At 42.3% G+C, this 18521-nt stretch carries 20 protein-coding genes; 9 read left to right on the forward strand and 11 right to left on the reverse strand.

Annotation, left to right across the window (positions count from 1 at the left end):
* Positions 1-35: 35 nt before the first annotated feature.
* Entirely contained in the window at positions 36-1277 is a 1242-nt protein-coding gene (locus tag D890_RS0100170) for an MFS transporter (protein WP_018962503.1), read from the forward strand.
* A gap of 40 nt (positions 1278-1317) precedes the next feature.
* Positions 1318-1758 (forward strand): methylglyoxal synthase, encoded by a 441-nt coding sequence (locus D890_RS0100175; protein WP_018962504.1) that lies wholly within the window; start codon positions 1318-1320, stop codon positions 1756-1758.
* Here the strand turns inward: D890_RS0100175 and D890_RS0100180 are convergent.
* Positions 1755-2936, reverse strand: coding sequence for an FprA family A-type flavoprotein (locus D890_RS0100180; RefSeq protein WP_018962505.1), 1182 nt, complete (start codon positions 2934-2936; stop codon positions 1755-1757). The two genes, D890_RS0100175 and D890_RS0100180, sit on opposite strands and share 4 nt — an antisense overlap.
* Positions 2937-3044: 108 nt before the next feature.
* Here D890_RS0100180 and D890_RS0100185 point away from each other — a divergent pair, with 108 nt between their 5' ends.
* The gene (locus tag D890_RS0100185) at positions 3045-4421 is read left to right on the forward strand and encodes a phosphomannomutase/phosphoglucomutase (RefSeq protein WP_018962506.1); all 1377 of its coding nucleotides are present in this window, start codon (positions 3045-3047) and stop codon (positions 4419-4421) included.
* Between the two features lie 95 nt (positions 4422-4516).
* A complete protein-coding gene (locus D890_RS0100190) occupies positions 4517-5431 on the forward strand; it encodes a hypothetical protein (protein WP_018962507.1) in 915 nt (304 codons plus the stop codon).
* 76 nt (positions 5432-5507) lie between these two features.
* Here the strand turns inward: D890_RS0100190 and D890_RS0100195 are convergent, their stop codons facing one another.
* From D890_RS0100195 to D890_RS0100240, 10 genes are all read right to left on the reverse strand, one after another.
* A complete protein-coding gene (locus D890_RS0100195) occupies positions 5508-7460 on the reverse strand; it encodes a heavy metal translocating P-type ATPase (RefSeq protein WP_018962508.1) in 1953 nt (650 codons plus the stop codon).
* Positions 7457-7777, reverse strand: a complete 321-nt coding sequence (locus D890_RS0100200) for an ArsR/SmtB family transcription factor (protein ID WP_018962509.1) — start codon at positions 7775-7777, stop codon at positions 7457-7459. The genes D890_RS0100195 and D890_RS0100200 overlap by 4 nt, the downstream gene beginning before the upstream one ends.
* Before the next feature lie 108 nt (positions 7778-7885).
* The gene (hypB, locus tag D890_RS0100205; protein ID WP_018962510.1) at positions 7886-8527 is read right to left on the reverse strand and encodes a hydrogenase nickel incorporation protein HypB; all 642 of its coding nucleotides are present in this window, start codon (positions 8525-8527) and stop codon (positions 7886-7888) included.
* Entirely contained in the window at positions 8496-8870 is a 375-nt protein-coding gene (hypA, locus tag D890_RS0100210; RefSeq protein WP_018962511.1) for a hydrogenase maturation nickel metallochaperone HypA, read from the reverse strand. Before hypA ends, hypB begins: the two co-directional genes overlap by 32 nt.
* Positions 8871-9290: an NADH-quinone oxidoreductase subunit I gene (locus D890_RS07445; protein WP_169333491.1), complete on the reverse strand. Its 420-nt coding sequence runs from the start codon at positions 9288-9290 to the stop codon at positions 8871-8873.
* 21 nt (positions 9291-9311) lie between these two features.
* A complete protein-coding gene (locus D890_RS0100220) occupies positions 9312-10397 on the reverse strand; it encodes a hydrogenase large subunit (RefSeq protein ID WP_018962513.1) in 1086 nt (361 codons plus the stop codon).
* On the reverse strand, positions 10390-10785 hold the full coding sequence (locus D890_RS0100225; RefSeq protein WP_018962514.1) for an NADH-quinone oxidoreductase subunit C: 396 nt from the start codon (positions 10783-10785) through the stop codon (positions 10390-10392). Before D890_RS0100225 ends, D890_RS0100220 begins: the two co-directional genes overlap by 8 nt.
* A gap of 1 nt (position 10786) precedes the next feature.
* Positions 10787-11230, reverse strand: coding sequence for an NADH-quinone oxidoreductase subunit B family protein (locus D890_RS0100230; RefSeq protein ID WP_018962515.1), 444 nt, complete (start codon positions 11228-11230; stop codon positions 10787-10789).
* Positions 11231-11284: 54 nt separating this feature from the next.
* Positions 11285-12145 carry a respiratory chain complex I subunit 1 family protein gene (locus tag D890_RS0100235; RefSeq protein WP_018962516.1) on the reverse strand — a complete coding sequence of 287 codons (861 nt, stop codon included), beginning with the start codon at positions 12143-12145 and terminating at the stop codon, positions 11285-11287.
* A complete protein-coding gene (locus D890_RS0100240) occupies positions 12142-14055 on the reverse strand; it encodes an NADH-quinone oxidoreductase subunit 5 family protein (RefSeq protein WP_018962517.1) in 1914 nt (637 codons plus the stop codon). Before D890_RS0100240 ends, D890_RS0100235 begins: the two co-directional genes overlap by 4 nt.
* Before the next feature lie 331 nt (positions 14056-14386).
* On the opposite strand from D890_RS0100240, the gene D890_RS0100245 reads away from it, so the two are divergent.
* From D890_RS0100245 to D890_RS0100265, 5 genes are all read left to right on the forward strand, one after another.
* Positions 14387-15802 (forward strand): purple acid phosphatase family protein, encoded by a 1416-nt coding sequence (locus D890_RS0100245; RefSeq protein WP_018962518.1) that lies wholly within the window; start codon positions 14387-14389, stop codon positions 15800-15802.
* A 94-nt stretch (positions 15803-15896) separates the two neighbouring features.
* Positions 15897-16373 carry an ECF transporter S component gene (locus tag D890_RS0100250; RefSeq protein WP_018962519.1) on the forward strand — a complete coding sequence of 159 codons (477 nt, stop codon included), beginning with the start codon at positions 15897-15899 and terminating at the stop codon, positions 16371-16373.
* A 12-nt stretch (positions 16374-16385) separates the two neighbouring features.
* A complete protein-coding gene (locus D890_RS0100255; RefSeq protein ID WP_018962520.1) occupies positions 16386-16757 on the forward strand; it encodes a hypothetical protein in 372 nt (123 codons plus the stop codon).
* On the forward strand, positions 16732-17178 hold the full coding sequence (locus D890_RS0100260; RefSeq protein WP_026291255.1) for an ATP-binding protein: 447 nt from the start codon (positions 16732-16734) through the stop codon (positions 17176-17178). Before D890_RS0100255 ends, D890_RS0100260 begins: the two co-directional genes overlap by 26 nt.
* Positions 17179-17182: 4 nt before the next feature.
* Entirely contained in the window at positions 17183-18520 is a 1338-nt protein-coding gene (locus D890_RS0100265) for a [Fe-Fe] hydrogenase large subunit C-terminal domain-containing protein (RefSeq protein WP_018962522.1), read from the forward strand.
* Position 18521 lies beyond the last annotated feature (1 nt).

Genomic DNA, 18521 nt, shown 5'->3' on the forward strand with positions numbered 1-18521 from the left:
TATTTATTCTGTTCTAAGCAAGGTGATGTGAGTTTATGGGGAATAGCTGGACAGATCGTCTTTACAAAACGTTTCCTGCCTTAAAATACAGGAATTTTAGACTTTTCTGGTTTGGACAAGCCATATCATTGGTGGGCACGTGGACGCAAAACGTTGGCCAAGGTTGGCTCGTTTTGGAACTTACAAATAACTCTGCTTACAAGTTGGGCATTGTAACAATGCTTCAAACACTTCCCATACTGCTTTTTTCACTGTTCGCTGGGGCATTTGTTGAGCGGTTTCCAAAGCGCAATGTGTTATTGGTGACGCAGACCTGTTTCGGCATCTTGGCTGCCATACTGGCAACGCTCACCATAACAGGTGTTGTTCAGTACTGGCATGTTTTGTTGCTGGCGACATTGCTGGGTGTTACCAATACCTTCGACGTTCCTGCGCGTCAGTCTCTTTATGCGGAAATAGTAGAAAAGGAAGACTTGACCGCAGCTATAGCAATGAATTCCATGGTGTTTAATCTGGCACGTATAATCGGACCGACTGTGGCGGCTTTCCTAATAGCTACTTTGGGTATAGCACTCTGTTTTTATCTTAATGCGCTAAGTTTCGTTGCTGTTATCGTGGGCCTTTACATGATGGACATATCTCATATACATCTACAACGCAGCAACAGGAAAGCTTTGGAAGATATTGTAGAAGGATTAAAGTATGTTCAAACCAGACCGTCCATCGTATTTCCTCTTATCATGATGGGTATGCTTAGTATGTTGGCTATGAATTTCAACATACTGGTTCCCACTCTGGCAAAAGTGCAACTCAACATCGGGGTAACAGGGTACGGTACGCTTATGAGTTTCATGGGTGTAGGCGCTTTTCTTATATCCATCTACTTGTCGTCAAGAGCATCCAGCCGAAAGACATCCCAGCTTTATTGGTTTGGTGCTTATGGACTTAGTTCTACGTTAATTGCTTTAGGTCTTAGTAAGAGTGTCTTATTGGCTGAGTTGTTCTTACTCCTTGCTGGCGCTTGCATGCAGTCATTTAATACCATGTCCAATACCACTATTCAGGTGAACAGTGAAGATCAGTTCAGAGGTAGGGTGATGAGTCTCTATTCGTTAATGTTCAATGGTGTTACTCCCTTTGGTAGTTACATTTCTGGCTGGCTTGCTCAAAACCTTGGCGTAAACTGGGCTTTTACCATAAGTGGTATGCTTAGCTTAGTATTTGTTGTGATCATATCGCTTTTGTGGTCGGCTTCTTTAAGGAGACAGCCGACTTAATGTGCTAATATGAAGAATCATTTTGAAAGGAGGCACTTTAATGGCTGAATTTGATGTTATCGAAATGGGCGAAATGAAACGTATAGCTTTAATTGCGCACGACAATAGGAAGCAAGATCTATTGGATTGGGCGTCTTACAACGTGGAAACGCTTAAAGAACACCAACTTTACGCAACGTGGGGCACGGGGACGCTCTTGGAAGATGAACTTGGTTTGAAAGTCACTAAATTCAAACCCGGACCACTCGGTGGAGACCAGGAAGTGGGTTCGCTTATAGCAAACAATGGTGTGGACATATTAGTTTTCTTTTGGGATCCCCTGGAACCTATGCCACATGATCCGGATGTGAAAGCTTTACTTCGAATAGCTACCGTTTGGAACGTAGTAGTGGTATCCGATAAAGCCACGGCAGACTTCGTCGTGTCTTCACCATTTTTCCAAAAGAAATATCCTCGTTTGATAAGACAATACGAGTATTAGGGCAGAAGCCCTAATACTCTGTGTTTATTTGTGATTTCCTCAGCAAGTTTATCTAACGCTTTATAATCTTCTGCTGTGGGAAGTCCTTTAACCAAAACTGGTTCCAATAGATCACCTTTCACATTGCTAAAAAGTGCTTTGACCGTATCTAAGGTCTTTCCGCCCCAACCATAAGACCCTATAAAACCATAGATTTTAGCTTTTGGCCTGAGTATGCTTACCCAATAAGCTACGAGCTGCGCCATGGGATGCATGTTTGTGAGAATAGTAGGGGCAGCCAATACTATGGTGGCAGCATCGACCGTTGCCATGGTTAACTCTCCTATGTCCGCTGTGGATATATCATAAGGCTCTACTTCTATGCCATTTTGTACCAGTTTATCGCTAAGGTAATCTACCATTTCTTTTGTACTTCCGTGCATGCTTATCCAAGGCAATAGAACAATGTTCTTGGGGGTGTCAGATATCCAGTCTTCATATGCATTGATGATGAAGTCAGGATTCTGATAGATAGGTCCGTGACTGGGCGCAATCAACTGTATTTCTAACTTCTTAATTTTTTCTATATGGCCTTTTATGATTGTTCTGAAGGGAGACATGATTTCTGCATAATAACGTTTTGCACCCATATAGACCAGTCGCTCATCTTCAATAAACAAGCTTGATGTGGCTAAGTGTGAACCTAAAAAGTCACATGTGAAAAGGACTTTTCTTTCTGGTACATAAGTGAACATGGTTTCTGGCCAGTGCACCCAAGGAGCAAAGATAAACTTAAATGTTAACCCACCTAAATTCAATGTACTACCGTCTTCAATGACATCTATTTTATTTTCGGCTATGTGAAGATGGGTTATGAGCAGTTCTTTTGCTTTGCTGTTAGTAACTACTCTCGCTTCGGGGTACATGCTTAAAACCATGGGCAATGAACCGCTGTGGTCTTGCTCTACATGTTGAACAACTATATAGTCAATCTTCTCCACGTGTTCCAAGTAAGACTTTAAAACATTCCATTTCATGGGGTCTACCGTATCTATGAGGGCTGTTTTTTCTTGCCCCTTTATCACATATGCGTTATAACTTGTTCCTTGGGGTAGTGGTATTAAGGAGTCGAATAACCTTCTATCCCAGTCAGGTGCTCCTACGTAGTAAATGTCATCCGTGACCTTTCTTGGATCCATTCAAATATCACCTCCTTCGTCATTATACAATGCAAATGTGGGAAAATATCCTGTAGCATTGGGATAATGCAGTAATTTTTAAGTGCTCAAAAAGGGAGGTATGCGTATATGCACATTAATAGAGATATGTTTAGGGAGTACGACATAAGGGGCATTGCCGATGATGATTTAACGGAAGAAGCTGCTTACGCTATAGCCAGGGCTTTTGCAAAATATGCTACTCAGGAAGGCCAGCGTAATATGTTTGTGGGGGCGGACAATAGAAAAAGTTCACCGAAACTTAGAGAAGCGGTTATTAAGGGTTTAACCGATTCTGGCATACATGTATTTGATTTGGGAACGGTTATTACACCTCTTTTTTACCATGCTTGTGTGACAAAAAATGTTCCTGCTGGTATCATGGTTACCGCAAGCCACAACCCACCTCAATACAACGGTTTCAAGTTATTTTTAGGCGAAGGCACGTTATATGGTGATCAAATTCAACACATAGCTGATATGGTGGAACATGATGAATTTGTAAATAGCAAGGGAGATGTAGAGCCTTATGACCACAGGGAGGAGTACATAACTGACCTGCTGGAACGAATTGGTACCACAATTCCTCTTCATATTGGCATCGATTGCGGAAATGGAACTGCTTCGTTGTTTGCTCCAGAGCTTTTTAATCGTGCAGGAGTACAAGTGGAGCCTTTGTATTGCGACTCTGACCCTAACTTTCCTCATCACCAACCTGATCCAGTAAAAGCGGAGAATATGCAAGATTTACGTAAATTAGTTCTGGATAAACACTTGGATTTTGGTCTGGGCTTCGATGGAGATGGCGACCGTATAGGTGTTGTAGATGATAAGGGAAACATACTATTCGGGGATGTGCTCATGGTTTTGTTTTGGCGTGAAGTGTTGAGCAAACGTGATCCTAAAACGGTGAAAGCCATTGTCGAGGTGAAATGTTCAGAGGCTTTGGTAGAAGAACTGAAGCGGATGGGTGCGGATGTGGTTATGTACAAAACAGGCCATAGTTTGATAAAGGCAAAAATGCGAGAGCTGAAGAGTCCATTTGCAGGTGAGATGTCGGGGCACATGTTCTTTGCCGATGAATACTATGGCTTTGATGATGCTCTGTATTCTGGATTAAGACTTTTGCGACTGGTTAAACAATCTGGTCAGAAACTTTCAGATTTGGTTAGCACTATACCTGTATACCATGCCAGTCCGGAAATACGTTTAGAGTACAATGACGAGAAGAAATTTCAGCTTGTGGAGTTTGTAAAGAACTACTTCAAAGAAAAAGGATATAAGCTTATCGATGTCGATGGGGTGCGTGTCTACATAAAGAGTGGCTGGGGATTAGTACGTGCATCAAACACAGGCCCTGAAATTATCGTTCGTTATGAGGCCAAGAATGAAAATGATCTTCCAGAAATAAGACAAGAGTTGGTAGATGCTTTAGCCGCGGGAGGGTTTTCAGCGAACCTACCATAAAAGTAACCTGCTATGCAACTTTGCTCTCTCTTTTTATGTATATAAAACAAGAGAGCCATGGGCTCTTTATAAAAGAAAGGAGGGAGCAAAGGATTATGAAAAAAACCATAGCGTTAGTAGCAGTTATAGCGTTAGTGGCAATGGCATTACCCGCTGTCACGTTGGCTGCTCAAGGCGGTGAGCCAGCTTGGAGGTTTTGGAACCACACAAAAACCCCTACAGGAGCTTTGACTGCTACAGCCGTAGCTTCGCCGCAGTTAAACGCCACTGTAAACAAGGCTGTCGCGAATGCGCTCGGTACCAGCACGCAGAACATAGCTAACTTAGAGAAAACTTATAACGTAAAGTTAGGGCAAATCGTCATTGCTCAGGCCATAGTGAACGCCACTACAAATGTCACATTAAACCAAGCGATTCAGTATATTTCTAATCATAATATCGAGCAAACGCTGAACAATTATGGTATTGATAAGGATAAGTTTAGAGATTCTGTCAAATCACTCAGTGAGAAGATCTCTTCAGAGCTTAAGAATCTTGGTGTGAGTATACCGTGGGCTGGTAATCTGGACAAAATGTTAGGTTTGGGAAAAGATATTGGTAAATTCATGGGAGCAGCTCCTGGCATGCTTACTTCGACTAAAGGGTTGGGGCAATTTTCAGCTACGGTCAATAAGGTTGTAGCTGGTGTCATCGGTACGACCACGCAAGCACTGAGCGATTTCGAAAAAGCTTATAATGTCGGTCTTGGTGAAATTGTTAGGGCCCAAGCTATTGTGACATCCACAACGGGCGTTACCTTGGATAGCGTGCTCAATTACATGACGAACCATACACTTATGCAAACATTGAACAACTATGGCGTCACACCTGACAAATTCAATGCTTCATTGCAAACGTTGTCAAATAAGATTATCTCGCAACTTAAAAGTCAGGGTATAAATGTTCCAGGTTGGTTGTCGCAAGGACTTCATAACGGTTTAGGAAGACACAGAGGATGCGGTAATTGGTAAGAGTATAGTGAAAGAGTGGAACCGGAATACATGTCTTGTTAAACGTATTGCGGTTCCACTCTTTTCTTTAAGGTTTTTATGCTTTCTTTGTCAGTCTAAAGCTGTTCAAAAGTACTAATAGCGCTGTGCCTTCATCGGCAACCACGGCCAGCGATAAAGCTACGTAGCCGAGCAAACTTAAGGCAAATACAGCAATCTTTATTCCCAGAGAAAGAACAACATTTGTTTTCACTGTGCTGTTATAGGCTGTGGAATAAGGACGAAGCATCGTTATGGGCGATAAATTTCCCATCAGCACAAAATCCGATGTCTCCACGACAGTTTTAATTTGTCTGTCCGGCAAGGCGGCTGATACATATGCTTTAGACAAGGCCACAGCATCGTTCAAGCCATCTCCTACCATGAGGCAATGAGAGTGTTTCTCCATATTGTTTATGAAGGATGCTTTTCCTTCAGGAGTCATTTCAGCATAAAACGTGTCTATGCCAACTCTCTGCGCCAGTGATTTTACTTTTTCCTCTCTGTCTCCACTGAGAATAATTAGGTTGTAACCTTGTTTTTTGAGCGATGTTATCACATTTTTTGCTTCAGGTCTTATCTCTTCTTCTAATTTCAAGTAACCTGCGTTTTTGCCGTCAATTTTCACATTCAGCACATCTTCCATGACCATTTCTACTTGGTGCCCATCTACTACGCCGGATAACATGTTGCCATTTTGTTTGGTAACCGCTTCATGTAAGGTTATACCTTTGTCAGCGGCGTGTCGAACGATCGCTTCTGCCACAGGATGCTTAAAATACGACTCTACAGATGCGACTAAGCTAAATTGATAGTCGTCTAAGTTTGAATCAATAATGTTCATGCGCCCTGTGGTTATAGTGCCTGTTTTATCAAACACAATTGTTTCGACTTTTGGCATTTTTTCCAGTGCGCTTGTATTTCTAACTAATAGGCCGCTGTTTGCCAATGTAGCCACAGCAGCTGATACAGCAGAAGGGGAGGCGAGCAATAAGGAACAAGGACAGGATATAAGTAATAAAACGGATGTTCGATATATTGCTGTGGAAAACGTATCCCCGATTGCCAGGCCGTAGATAAGAACGGCCACAGCACTTGCAAGAACCAAAGGAGAATATACAGAAGTAAAACGTTCCATCCATGTTCTAAAGCTGCTTTTTTGACCCAACGTTTGAGCTATTGTTTTTTGCACTTGCGAAAGATTGCTTTCTTCTACGGGTCTTACGACACGCGCATCGGAAGGCGTTAGCAGCTTAGAACCGGATAAAATGAGCGTTCCTGCAACGCAGTTTATTGGCTCGCTTTCTCCACTTATAACACTTTCATCGACCACAGCGTCAGAAAGCAGTATGGCATCTACAGGCAATGTATCGCCTGCAGACAGTCTTATTTGGTCTCCTACTTTTAGTGCTTGCACGCTAACGGTGGCAATAGCATTATCTTTTACTAAAATGGCACTATCAGGAATATCACTCAATAATGTTCTGAGACCTTTTTGCGCATTTTCCTTTACTGCTTCTTCCAGTAGCTCAGCGATGGCATAAAGATTAAAAACCATGGCAGCTTCCACGTAGGCTCCAGCCACAAAACCACCTATGCTTCCTAAAAGCATGAGGAGGTTTTCATCGAACACATCTAAGCTCTTTGTGGATATGTTGCCCCAGAGTTCGCGCAGTCGAGGATAGCCATTGATAGCTGAACTTATTACCAGTAATGTAAAACCCACAGGAGCGTTGAACTCAAAGGTGATCCAACCAAAAATGAATACTCCAAGCCCTATGAATGTTAATATGCGTTCTTGACGTTCTTCATGTTCCTCATGGTATATGCCAATCTGCGATAGCAAACGTTTTATTTCCAATAACTTATCTTCTTCTGTATCTACACTGATGATTCCTGATGGGACATCGATAACAATTTCTTTAGCCAAATCTTTCTTCTTTATTTCATTCTCTATGTGGACAGCACACCTACTGCATTTAAGCTCATTTGCACGGAGTGTTGCTCTCACGATTCGACCTCCCTTAAGTGACTTATGGCGAGCTCTAAAACAGAGCTAACATGCTCATCATCGAGCTCATATACCCTGTACTTACCGCGACGTTCAACTCTTACCACACGACGGCTTCTTAGCAAAGAGAGATGATGAGAGACAGCAGAGGAAGAAAGGCCTGTAACTTTTGCTATATCTGAAACGGGCAGCGATTCTTTCTGGAGTGCCAGTAGTATCTTGATACGTGACGTGTCACCAAAAATGTCGAAAAAATCTGCCAGGTTGCAAACCAGCAGTTCATCTTTTAATAATTGCTCATTTGAACGATTGTTCATATGTTCATCACCACACTTATTATACCAGTATGTAGATAGATTATTTCACACAAAACAAAAACGCTGCAAGTTTAAACTTGCAGCGTAAAAACGGTTGCGCTTGTTTACCTAAGGTCTTATTTGGCGAAGCCAATCAATCCATTCCTGCATGCCTTCACCTGTTTTCGCACTGAGCACAAACACGCGGCAATCTTGGTTCAGAGAAGCCAAGCCTGACCTGAAGGCATTCATATCAAAATCGATATATGGCAATAGATCAGACTTTGTTACCACTACTGCTTTTGCTTTGGAAAAAATGAGAGGGTACTTGTACGGTTTGTCGTGCCCTTCGGGAATGCTCAGCACTGCCACTTTGAAATCTTCTCCAATTTCAAATTCTGCCGGACAAACGAGATTTCCCACATTTTCCACAAATAATAAACCGGGCTTAAGGTCTAAGTTTTTTAAAGCCTGTTTTATCATGTTGGCATCAAGGTGGCATTCGCCTTCTGTGTTAATCTGAACGACTTCTACATCTTTCTTCGAAATAGTCTCTGCATCAATGGAAGATGCTATGTCTCCTTCAATTACCTGTATGTTCAGTTCATCTTTAAGTGCTTCTATGGTCTTGAGTAGAAGTGTGGTTTTGCCACTTCCCGGTGAACCGATTATGTTTATGGCAGTCACTTTGTTCTCTCTGAACAGCGTTTTGTTTTCTTCTGCTAGTTTGTCGTTTACATCAAGTATGTTCTTTACCAACTTTATTTCCATCAAAACTCACCTCAATATGGTCTATATATAGTTCTTTCCCTTTGTCTATGAGAACGCCAGGGCTTCCACATTTAGGGCATGTAAATGAGAATGTTTGGCGTTCGAACTCGTACCCACATTTCTTGCACTTTAGCACAGCGGGTACGTGTGAAAAGGAAAGCTGAGCATTTTCTGCCAACGTATCTTTCTTTATGATATCGAAATAGAAGCGGACACAATCCTCTGCTATACCTGTGAGCTCACCGAGGACAATACTTATCTTATCAACAGAGGATGCGCCAGCTTTTTTTGCTTCTTCTACAGCCATGTCAAGTATGGACTGTGTTACAGAAAGTTCGTGCATTTACGCCTCCGCTGATGGGGTACCAGCCTCTGATTCCTTCTTCTCGTTTTCAGGCGCTTTATGATCTGCCTCAGATGGGGCCTTCGCTTTTGCAACTCTCACAGGTGGTGTCCCTCTATAAGTGCTTATGTCCTTATGATAGGCAGGCTTACGAGGTGTTTCATTCATAGTAATAGCGTGCTTAGCGCACACACTTACGCAGACACCGCATGCGATGCATTCAAACTGATTTATGTTCCACGTGCCATCGCTGGGGTTCACCGTAAGACAACCTGATGGGCATTCTCTCATACACCTCATGCAAAAAATGCACTTGTCGATATCGATTTCCACATGCCCTCTGGCACCCTCAAATGGTTCTCTGGGTTTTAGCCTTGTCACAGGGCCGTGGACCAAGTTTTCCAGAAGCCTTTTACTCATTTTAAGCATATTTGCATAACACTACCTTTCTGTACAACTAATGCATGGGTCAATGGTAAGAACCAAAACGGGCACGTCAGAAAGCGAACAGCCGGGCAGTATTTTGAACAGGGCTGCTATATTCGCAAACGTGGGAGTCCTAACACGCAGCCTGCTCAGATTTTTCGTGCCATCAGCTTTTATGTAATAGAGTACTTCTCCACGAGACTGCTCTACTCTGGATATGACTTCTCCCGTAGGGTTGCCTCTCACTTTAACAGCGATGTCTCCTTCAGGCATTCGTGCAAAGGCTTTTCTTATGAGGTCAATAGATTGGAATAATTCTTTCATACGTACAATCATCCGTGCATAACTGTCCCCAGCGGTTTCTACTACGGGTTCAAAATCTAAATCTTTGTAAGCTGCGTAACCGGTCATTCTGTGGTCGGAAGCAACCCCGCTAGCTCTTAACATGGGTCCTACCAAGCCCAACTCACGGGCGTCATCAGCAGAAAGAACACCTACACCTACTGTTCTTTGCTTGACTGTGTAGTCATCCTTCATAACATTATAGATTTCTCTTAGATCTTTTTCTATGGCGTCAAGGGACTGCAGAACCCATTTTTGCATTTCTGTGTCAATGTCCCTTCGTACTCCTCCGATGACATTTACAGAAATGATGACTCTGTTTCCAGCGGTCTTGTCCAGTATATCCATGACTCTTTCTCTGATACGCCATGTTTGCATAAACAGACTTTCATAACCGAAAGAATCCGCTAACAGGCCAAGCCACAAAAGATGACTGTGCATTCTGTGGAGTTCTGCCCATATCACGCGCAAATACTTTGCACGTTCTGGTATTTCTACGTTCATTAGTTCTTCAATGCCTTGGCAGTAAGCCATGGCATGCATGCAACTACAAATGCCGCATATACGTTCTACGACGTAGATCATTTGGTTTACATCTTTTGCTTCCACCATTTTTTCTAAGCCTCTATGAACATACCCTACTGTGGGCAATGCTTCCACAACTTTTTCGTTTTCCACAACGAGTCTAAGATGGATGGGTTCTGGTAATACAGGATGTTGAGGTCCGAAAGGAATGAAACTTATATTGCTATCAGGCATTGTTTCCACCTTCTTTGTTTTCTCCTTGTTCCTTAGCTACGATTTGAATGTGTGCCATAGGGGAAAGTGGCGAATCTTCTCCAAGAAGAAACTTTCCACCGTAATCTACGACCATACCATCAATTTTTAGACCGAACATGTCTTGCATTTCATTTTCGGAAAGTACAGCGCAGAAATAAATGGAAGATATGCTTGGAATGGTCTGATTTTTGTCAACTGTTAATCTCAAATTCTCCAACTTAAAGTCTTTGTCGAAATGGTATAGGATTTCTAACTTATCATCATCTACTTCCATGCAGGTGGTTGTTACCAGCCTATAGCCATTATCATGGTAATTTTTGACTTCGGACAAAAGATTGTCTAATGTAATTTCTTTTGCTTCGATCAATTTATCCCTCCTCTTTAACTACATCTTTTTGGGCAAGCTTATCAATAGCAAGCTTTATTCCATCAATGATTTGTTCAGGTCTGGCAGGGCAACCCGGTACGTAAACATCTACGGGAAGTACCTTGTCGATGCCTCCAACTACGTTATAGCAGTCTCTGAATATGCCACCTGTACAGGCACACACGCCCACAGCCACTACAACTTTTGGTTCTGGCATTTGATCATAGATATTCTTTAGAACACTTTTATTTTGCTGATTTACACTACCTGTCACCACGAGGATGTCTGCTTGCTTCGGATCTCCGACATTAACGATGCCGAATCGTTCTACATCGTACAGTGGAGTAAGGCAGCTTAGCAGCTCAATATCACACCCATTACAACTCCCGCAATCATAATGAATGAGCCAAGGCGAACGTTGTCTCGCTTTATCTAGTAAACCCATTGCTTTTTGTCTCCTTTCGGGCTACAACAAAACAGCTTACACATTATATATCTGCTATCGCAAAATGTACACAACTGCTATGTTAATTGCAGCCAATACTAATCCCAAGCCATAGGAATAGGTAAGCATCCATTTTACCGTGAGCCGTGCAGTGACATTGTCTATAACAATTTCTAAAATAACTAAAAATAACGATGCAATTATGCCTAATACGATGTGTGGATAAAAGAAAAGCGTCGATATGCCCAGCAGTAGCATCAAGTCAAACCAGTGGGCGATATCTATAAGTCCAAGATATAAGCCAGAATAGTCTGTAAGCAACCCTCTAACGAGTTCTTGGTGTGCATGCTCTGAAGCGGAAAGGTCAAAGGGTGATTTTCTCATCTTTATACCCAGTACGATTACCATAACTAAAAAGAGTAGGGGAAGTTCTTCTATGAGAGGCCTGCCTTGGCTCATGATGACCGCTATGTTGAAACTGCCTCTCATAAGATACATGCCTACGATGATCAAAATCAGCAACGGTTCGTACGATAGCATCTGCATCAGCTCCCGTTGAGCTCCTACTTGGCTATAAGCTGATTTTACAGAGAGTGCTCCCACGACCAAAAAAACTGCACCGATGGACATAACAAAAATGATCATGAGAAGGTCACTTTGGAAGGTGAACAAGACCAAGCTAAGTACAGATGAAGCCAGATAGATGAATACACTTATAACTTGGAATTCATTTACGATAATGCGCTGTTTAGAAAAAAGCTTAAGCACATCATAAAAAGGTTGTAATATGGGTGGACCATATCTACCCTGCAAGCGGGCAGTAAGTTTTCTATCCAATCCAACTATTAGACCTCCAATAATGGGAAAAACGACCAAAGCCAGCAGTAAACGAAATACGATATTCAAAACGTTCACAGTATCACCACCCCGAACATGGCAACAATAAGTACCGCAGCTGCTACGTCAAGCCACGGTGTCAATCTATTCTCTGAAATTACATCACTGAAATAGTAATTAGACACTTTTGCCTTTGGCATTTTAGTTTCTTTGCCCGCTACCTTTATCACCTTGTACTCCTGTGCAGATTCTCCAGGTGCATAGGGCATAGCATACTGATTTGACCCCTTTAAAACAACATAGCCGCCAAGAAGCGCCAAAGCCAAGGCTAAAAAAACAGGCCATAAGCTAAAACCACCGTAACTCGTTCCAATACTTCCTTCTTGAGCTATGACCCCCAAACGATGGAAGTATTCTACTACCTGAGGTGCAATAAGGCCATTAAAAATGCTTGTTACGGTAACACTTATGACGATGGAAAGCATGGCCAAAACACTTAAAGGTATTCTTACAAATGGATCACGTTTCTCATGTTGAACCACGTCTTTACTGGATGTCCTCGACAATAAGATTCCTATCCAGCGAGCGTAATAAACCACAGTAAGCGCACTCCCTATGGCAATCATGAAAACCAATAAAGGATTCTTAGCGGCTGTTTCTATCACAAGCCATTTACTCAGAAGCACACCGAAAGGCGGTAATAGCATTGTCACTAATCCAATAACGGTTATCAATGTAGTAAAGGGCATCTTGTTTATGAGACCTCTCATGTCTTCTATGTCTCTGCTTCCAATGCCGTGTTCAATGGTTCCCACACAAAGGAATAAAAGTGCTTTGGATATGGCGTGGAATATGAGTAACATAATTGCAGCAGCTACCGCTACTGGACTGTTTATAGCTGCAGCCGATATGATAAGACCTAAATTGGCGATTGTGGAATAAGCGAGAATTTTTTTACCGTTGGACTGGCTTATGGCCATAAGAGAAGCTGTTATGAATGTGAACGCTCCAAAAATGGCGATAACGCCTGCTAACCATGATCCGTAGAAGGCTGGAACCAATCTGAGTATAAGATATACACCTGCCTTAACCATGGTGCTGGAATGAAGCAGCGCTGACACAGGTGTAGGTGCAACCATGGCTCCCAAGAGCCAACTTTGGAATGGTATCTGTGCTGATTTAGTAAAAGCAGCTAAACACAAGAAAGCAAAAGGTAACAACAGCATGCCGCTTGCTCGATGGGAAATAAGTGTTTGTATGTCCACAGTGTTGAAAAAGTGGTAGCCCAAAATGATGCCTATAACAAACATAACGCCGCCGATGCTGTTTAACAGCAAGGCTCTCGTTGAGGACTGTTTTGCTTCCGCTGTCCTGTCATGTCCGATAAGCAAGAAAGAGCTGATGGTGGTTATTTCCCAGAAGAAATAAACCCAAATCAAGTCGTTTGAAAAAATGAGCGCATTCATAGCTCCTATAAACAGAAGCAAAATAAAGAAAAAGCGATTCTGACGCGAAGGTCTTATCCCCTTGTGTTCTTCATCTTCTCTCATATAACTTATGGCGTAAATCCAAATCAATGTACCTACAAAAGATACGATCAAGTTCATGATTACTGATAAATGATCAGCGTATATGGGGTGCAGAACATCCAAATTTGCTCCAGAAAAATTCTCGAAAACAAACATGGGGATAAGTTGCAAAAGTGTTAGCAAAATCAGCATAGCATTTTTCAGGGAAACCGATATGTATAGGATATAAAGGCTTAGTAGTAGGTCTCCTATAGCTATCCATCGATCCAAATTAATGTTTCCTAAAGGATGGCCAGCAAATGTGTTGTAACCATAAACAGCGATTACGACTGAGGATGCCATCACTACGAGGGCGGTGGCAATAATTACTATGTTTCTCATCCTTTCGTTCTTCAGAAAATACACAATTACCGCTGAAATGAACGGCAATAAAACATTCAACAACAAACTAATCTGCATAATTTATCCTCCATAATGTTCAGGGTTTTGTTTTTAAGAAGCAAAAAAGGATTGTATGCGGAACGCTAAATGGTCACTGCCTTTATCAGCTATATGTAACATATTCCATAAGGGAAACGTCGCATGCAACTGTTCGCAACCGACATTGTCCAAATTAAAACAATATGCATTCTGTACTTTCCAGTTCATATTATAATTCTTTATTGCTTCTTGCATATTCATCTCGCTTATCATATTTTATTAGCGGCTTTATTATATCAGGGGAAAAGAAACTTTTCCACTGGTTTTTACATGATAAACTTAATGTCTATAAACAAGGAGGTGGGCAGGCATGAGGAACAAGATTGGCAGGGGAAATTTGCTTATCACACTTATGAGTTTCCTCTTCATTTCTGTTCTGGAATGGTGGGCGTTTTCTCAACATGGAACATGGGGTTTATATAACTGGAACTATGACTACAGATATTTGCTAAACATAATCATTGGCTTGGGTTTTTTGATGCCCGCAATCGTATTGGTTTTATGGTTGTTACGCAACCGGTTAAATAGCAAATGGTTTCGCGCAGGTAAAGTGTTCCTTATGGTGGTTTCTATAGCGGTTTTTGTTGCAAGTTTGGCTGTTACGTTTTTTGTTGTGGTTCCAGCTTACTCTTTAGTTGATTCCACTGAACCTGTGTTAACAGTGGAACCCCACAGTGGCTCTTTTGGTATACCCAACGCTTACATATATTTCAGAACAAAAACCGCGACTGTGGTAAGTGTTCAATGGGGAAGTAACACTGGCATACACACGTTTTCTGATAGTGCTCCTACCAAAGAACATTTTGTACGTCTTTCGGACCTTCGTCCCGGAACGCAGTACTTTTATCAGGTTGGCAACACAGATCGGAAAACGTTTACAACACCGTTGCTTAGCAGTACAAACACAGGTACACTGGTAACTTTTGCTGTGGGTTCTGATTTTCATTACGGTGGAGCAGATGAGGACTCTAAAGAACGAACGCAAGGACTCAAAACTATTAGTAATGATTCAAATATCAATATGTTCTTCATGAATGGGGATATAGTGGACCTTGGTATGACAAACAAGTACTGGACACGGTTTTTTAACGATGTAAATGCAAACATGACAACACCCATAGTTCCAGTGCTTGGGAACCACGATACGCTAATAGGTGGGCTTTATCATTTTGAGCACTATTTTTATCCGAAGCAGGTTTCAATAGAAGATGGGAATCCACTTTATCATCGTATCGATGTGGGGAACGTTCATTTCTTGGTTTTAGAAGTTCTTTGGGGAACCGAAGAGTTCACACCGTCACAAAAACAATGGCTTGAAAGCGAACTTAAGTCTATACCCCAACAAGATTGGGTTATTGTTATTTCACATTGCTTTTACTACTCTTCAGGTGATGTGGAAACGGGCCGTGAATGGTCTGATCACGTAGACACAACGAAACAGATTTCACCGCTCTTTGAAAAGTACCACGTGGATTTGGTTATTTCTGGACATAACCATCATATGGAATTACTAAGCAAAGACGGTGTCACCTATGCACTGGACGGTGTGATGGGTGGTGGTTTACCTGCTCCTCGTACCATCATTTCTCGTTATTCAAAATGGCTTTATGCTGACAGTCGTGGATTTCTTGAGGTTGTTGTGAAACCTAATCAAGCTGAGCTCATTTTCAAGAAAGATGATGGGCAGGTCATACAGCATTTCGTTATCAGTCAAAACCAACAATGATCGCTTGTCAAGGTTTTTGTGAAGGAATAGCGGCTGTGCTAAAATAAAAAAGGAAAAATATCACATATTATTCTCAAGGGAGGTGAAACATTTTATGACAGTACGCTTTATTACGAGGACGGCTGTCCTTTTGGCTCTTACCGTTATATTTCAGGCTTTTCATGCTCCTCAGCTTATTACAGGTACTTTAGTAAATGCCATGCTGCTCATATCTGCCGGATTTGTCGGCACATGGTCTGGTGTTATCATTGGTCTTTTCACACCAGTATTGGCGTTCCTTTTTGGAATTATGAAGTTTCCGCCTATGATCCCATTTATCATGATAGGAAACGCTGTTTATGTTTTAGTATTTTCCAGTTTGAAGAACAAACCGGTTAGCATGGTGTTGGGCTCTGTGGTGAAGTTCTTATGGCTAAGCGCAACGGTCTACTTCATGCTTCCACTCTTCGGGGTTAAGGTTCCGGCGCTTATGGTTCAGATGTTCACATTCCCACAATTAGCGACAGCCATTATGGGCGGTGTTTTAGCGTTGATTGTGCTTGTTTTCTTGAGAAAGAATTTAGTGGAGTAGGGGAAGCCTTTGATGAAGTTGCGAGAAGTTCGAGACATATTGAACGCCGAAGTGATCACAGGTGAAGACGCATTGGACCAAGAGGTTTGTGGAGCATGCGGAGCAGATCTCATGAGCGATGTACTCGCCTGGTCTGGTGATAAAGGTGTTCTGCTCACCGGTTTGACAAACCCTCAGGTGGTTCGGACTGCAGAAGTAGTAGGTGACGTGAAATGTATTATTTTTGTTCGCGGGAAAACACCGAGTACAGAGACTGTGGAATTAGCGAAAAAATCTGGATTCGTGCTTATGAAATGCAAATATCCCATGTTTGTCGCTTGCGGATTGCTTTTTTCGAAAGGTCTGGTGCCACGAGATTATGGAGAGATTAGCCGCATCTTATAGATTGGATTACGACGTCAGAGCAAGAGACTACGTTAGTGGGGGCGAAGTATCTAGTGCTTTGCGGGCCATATTAAAACAGTTGTCGCTACCTCCAGATCTTGTCAGACGTTGTTGCGTTGCTTGCTACGAAGCCGAGATGAATATCATCATCCATTCTTTTGGCGGCCATATGTCCATTGAAATATTTCCTGATAGATTGGAGATGATTGCTCAAGACAGCGGACCTGGCATAGAAGACTTGCAGAAAGCCATGCAAGAAGGCTATAGCACGGCTTCTGAGGAAGCACGCGAAATGGGCTTCGGAGCAGGAATGGGCTTGCCAAATATCAAAGCTAACACAGACTATTTTGACATTCAAACAGGTAAAGAAGGGACGACCCTCACTATGAAAGTTCTTTTTCTTAAGAAAGAGGGTGAGTAGATACTTGTATTACCATTCTGTAACATTAGATGAAGAAAAATGCAGAGGATGTACAAATTGTATAAAAAGATGCCCTGCTGAAGCTATAAGAGTTAGAGGCGGAAAGGCGCGCATCATTGATGAACTTTGCATAGATTGTGGAGAATGCATAAGAGCATGCCCTAATCATGCAAAGATTGCTATCACAGACAGCTGGGATCTGATGGATCGTTTCCAGTACCGTATTGCTCTTCCTGCGCCTTCTTTGTATGGGCAATTCAAGAATCCTGATATAAACAGAATCCTCACCGCACTGTTGCAGATAGGTTTTGATGATGTATTTGAAGTTGCTTTAGGTGCCGACATCATTTCTCATCTGACGCGTGAAGAGATAAATCGTGGCGATCTAAAGAAACCTGTTATAAGTTCTTCTTGCCCTGCTGTGGTGCGTTTGGTTGAAATACGTTTTCCGTCTCTCCTGGGAAACGTTTTGGATTTGTGTACACCTATGGAAGCTTCTGCCATGTTGGCCAAAGATGCGGCGCAAAAGAAAACAGGTCTCAAGCGTGAAGACATCGGAGTCTTTTTTATATCGCCATGTGGTGCAAAAGTCACCAGTGTAAGAAGGCCTATCGGCGTGGAAAATAGTGAAGTAGATGGTGTGTTTTCTCTTACCAGTGTTTATGAAAAGATAGCCAGCAAAGTAAATCATATAGAGCATCCTCTACCTTTGAGTAAGGCGTCCATGGTGGGGGTGGCGTGGGCACGCTCTGGTGGAGAAGCGGCTGGCACCATGCTGGAGAATTCCATCTATGTGGATGGCATACAAAATGTCATAAAGGTACTTGAAGAAATAGAACTGGGCAAGATGGAGGATTTGGATTTTCTCGAAGCCATGGCGTGTGTCGGTGGCTGCGTAGGGGGGCCACTTACCGTTGAAAACAATTTTGTAGCACAGCAACGTATAAAAAGGCTTAGTGAACGCATGCAGCGAGAAAGCTTTGTAGATAAGATGACAGAACAAGAGTTGGTTGATGAAGATAAGCCTGATTTAGAAAGACTTCGCTGGAGTAGGAGTTTGGAAAGAAGTAATGCCATGGAGCTGAGTGATGACATTGGGAAAGCATTAAGTATGATGCAACAGATTGATGAAGTGCTCAAGACATTGCCCGGCTTAGATTGTGGTTCATGCGGTGCACCCACGTGTAAGACGTTGGCGGAGGATATCGTGAAGGGGCTGGCAACGGAATATGATTGTGTTTTCATATTGAAGAATAAAATCAATGATTTGGCACAGGAACTTAACAATCTTGCCGGAAAAACACCTCCAGTTATGGGGCAGGAAAGGAGAAAGGAGCTTTGAA

The organism is Coprothermobacter platensis DSM 11748, from assembly GCF_000378005.1.
GTDB lineage: Bacteria > Coprothermobacterota > Coprothermobacteria > Coprothermobacterales > Coprothermobacteraceae > Coprothermobacter > Coprothermobacter platensis.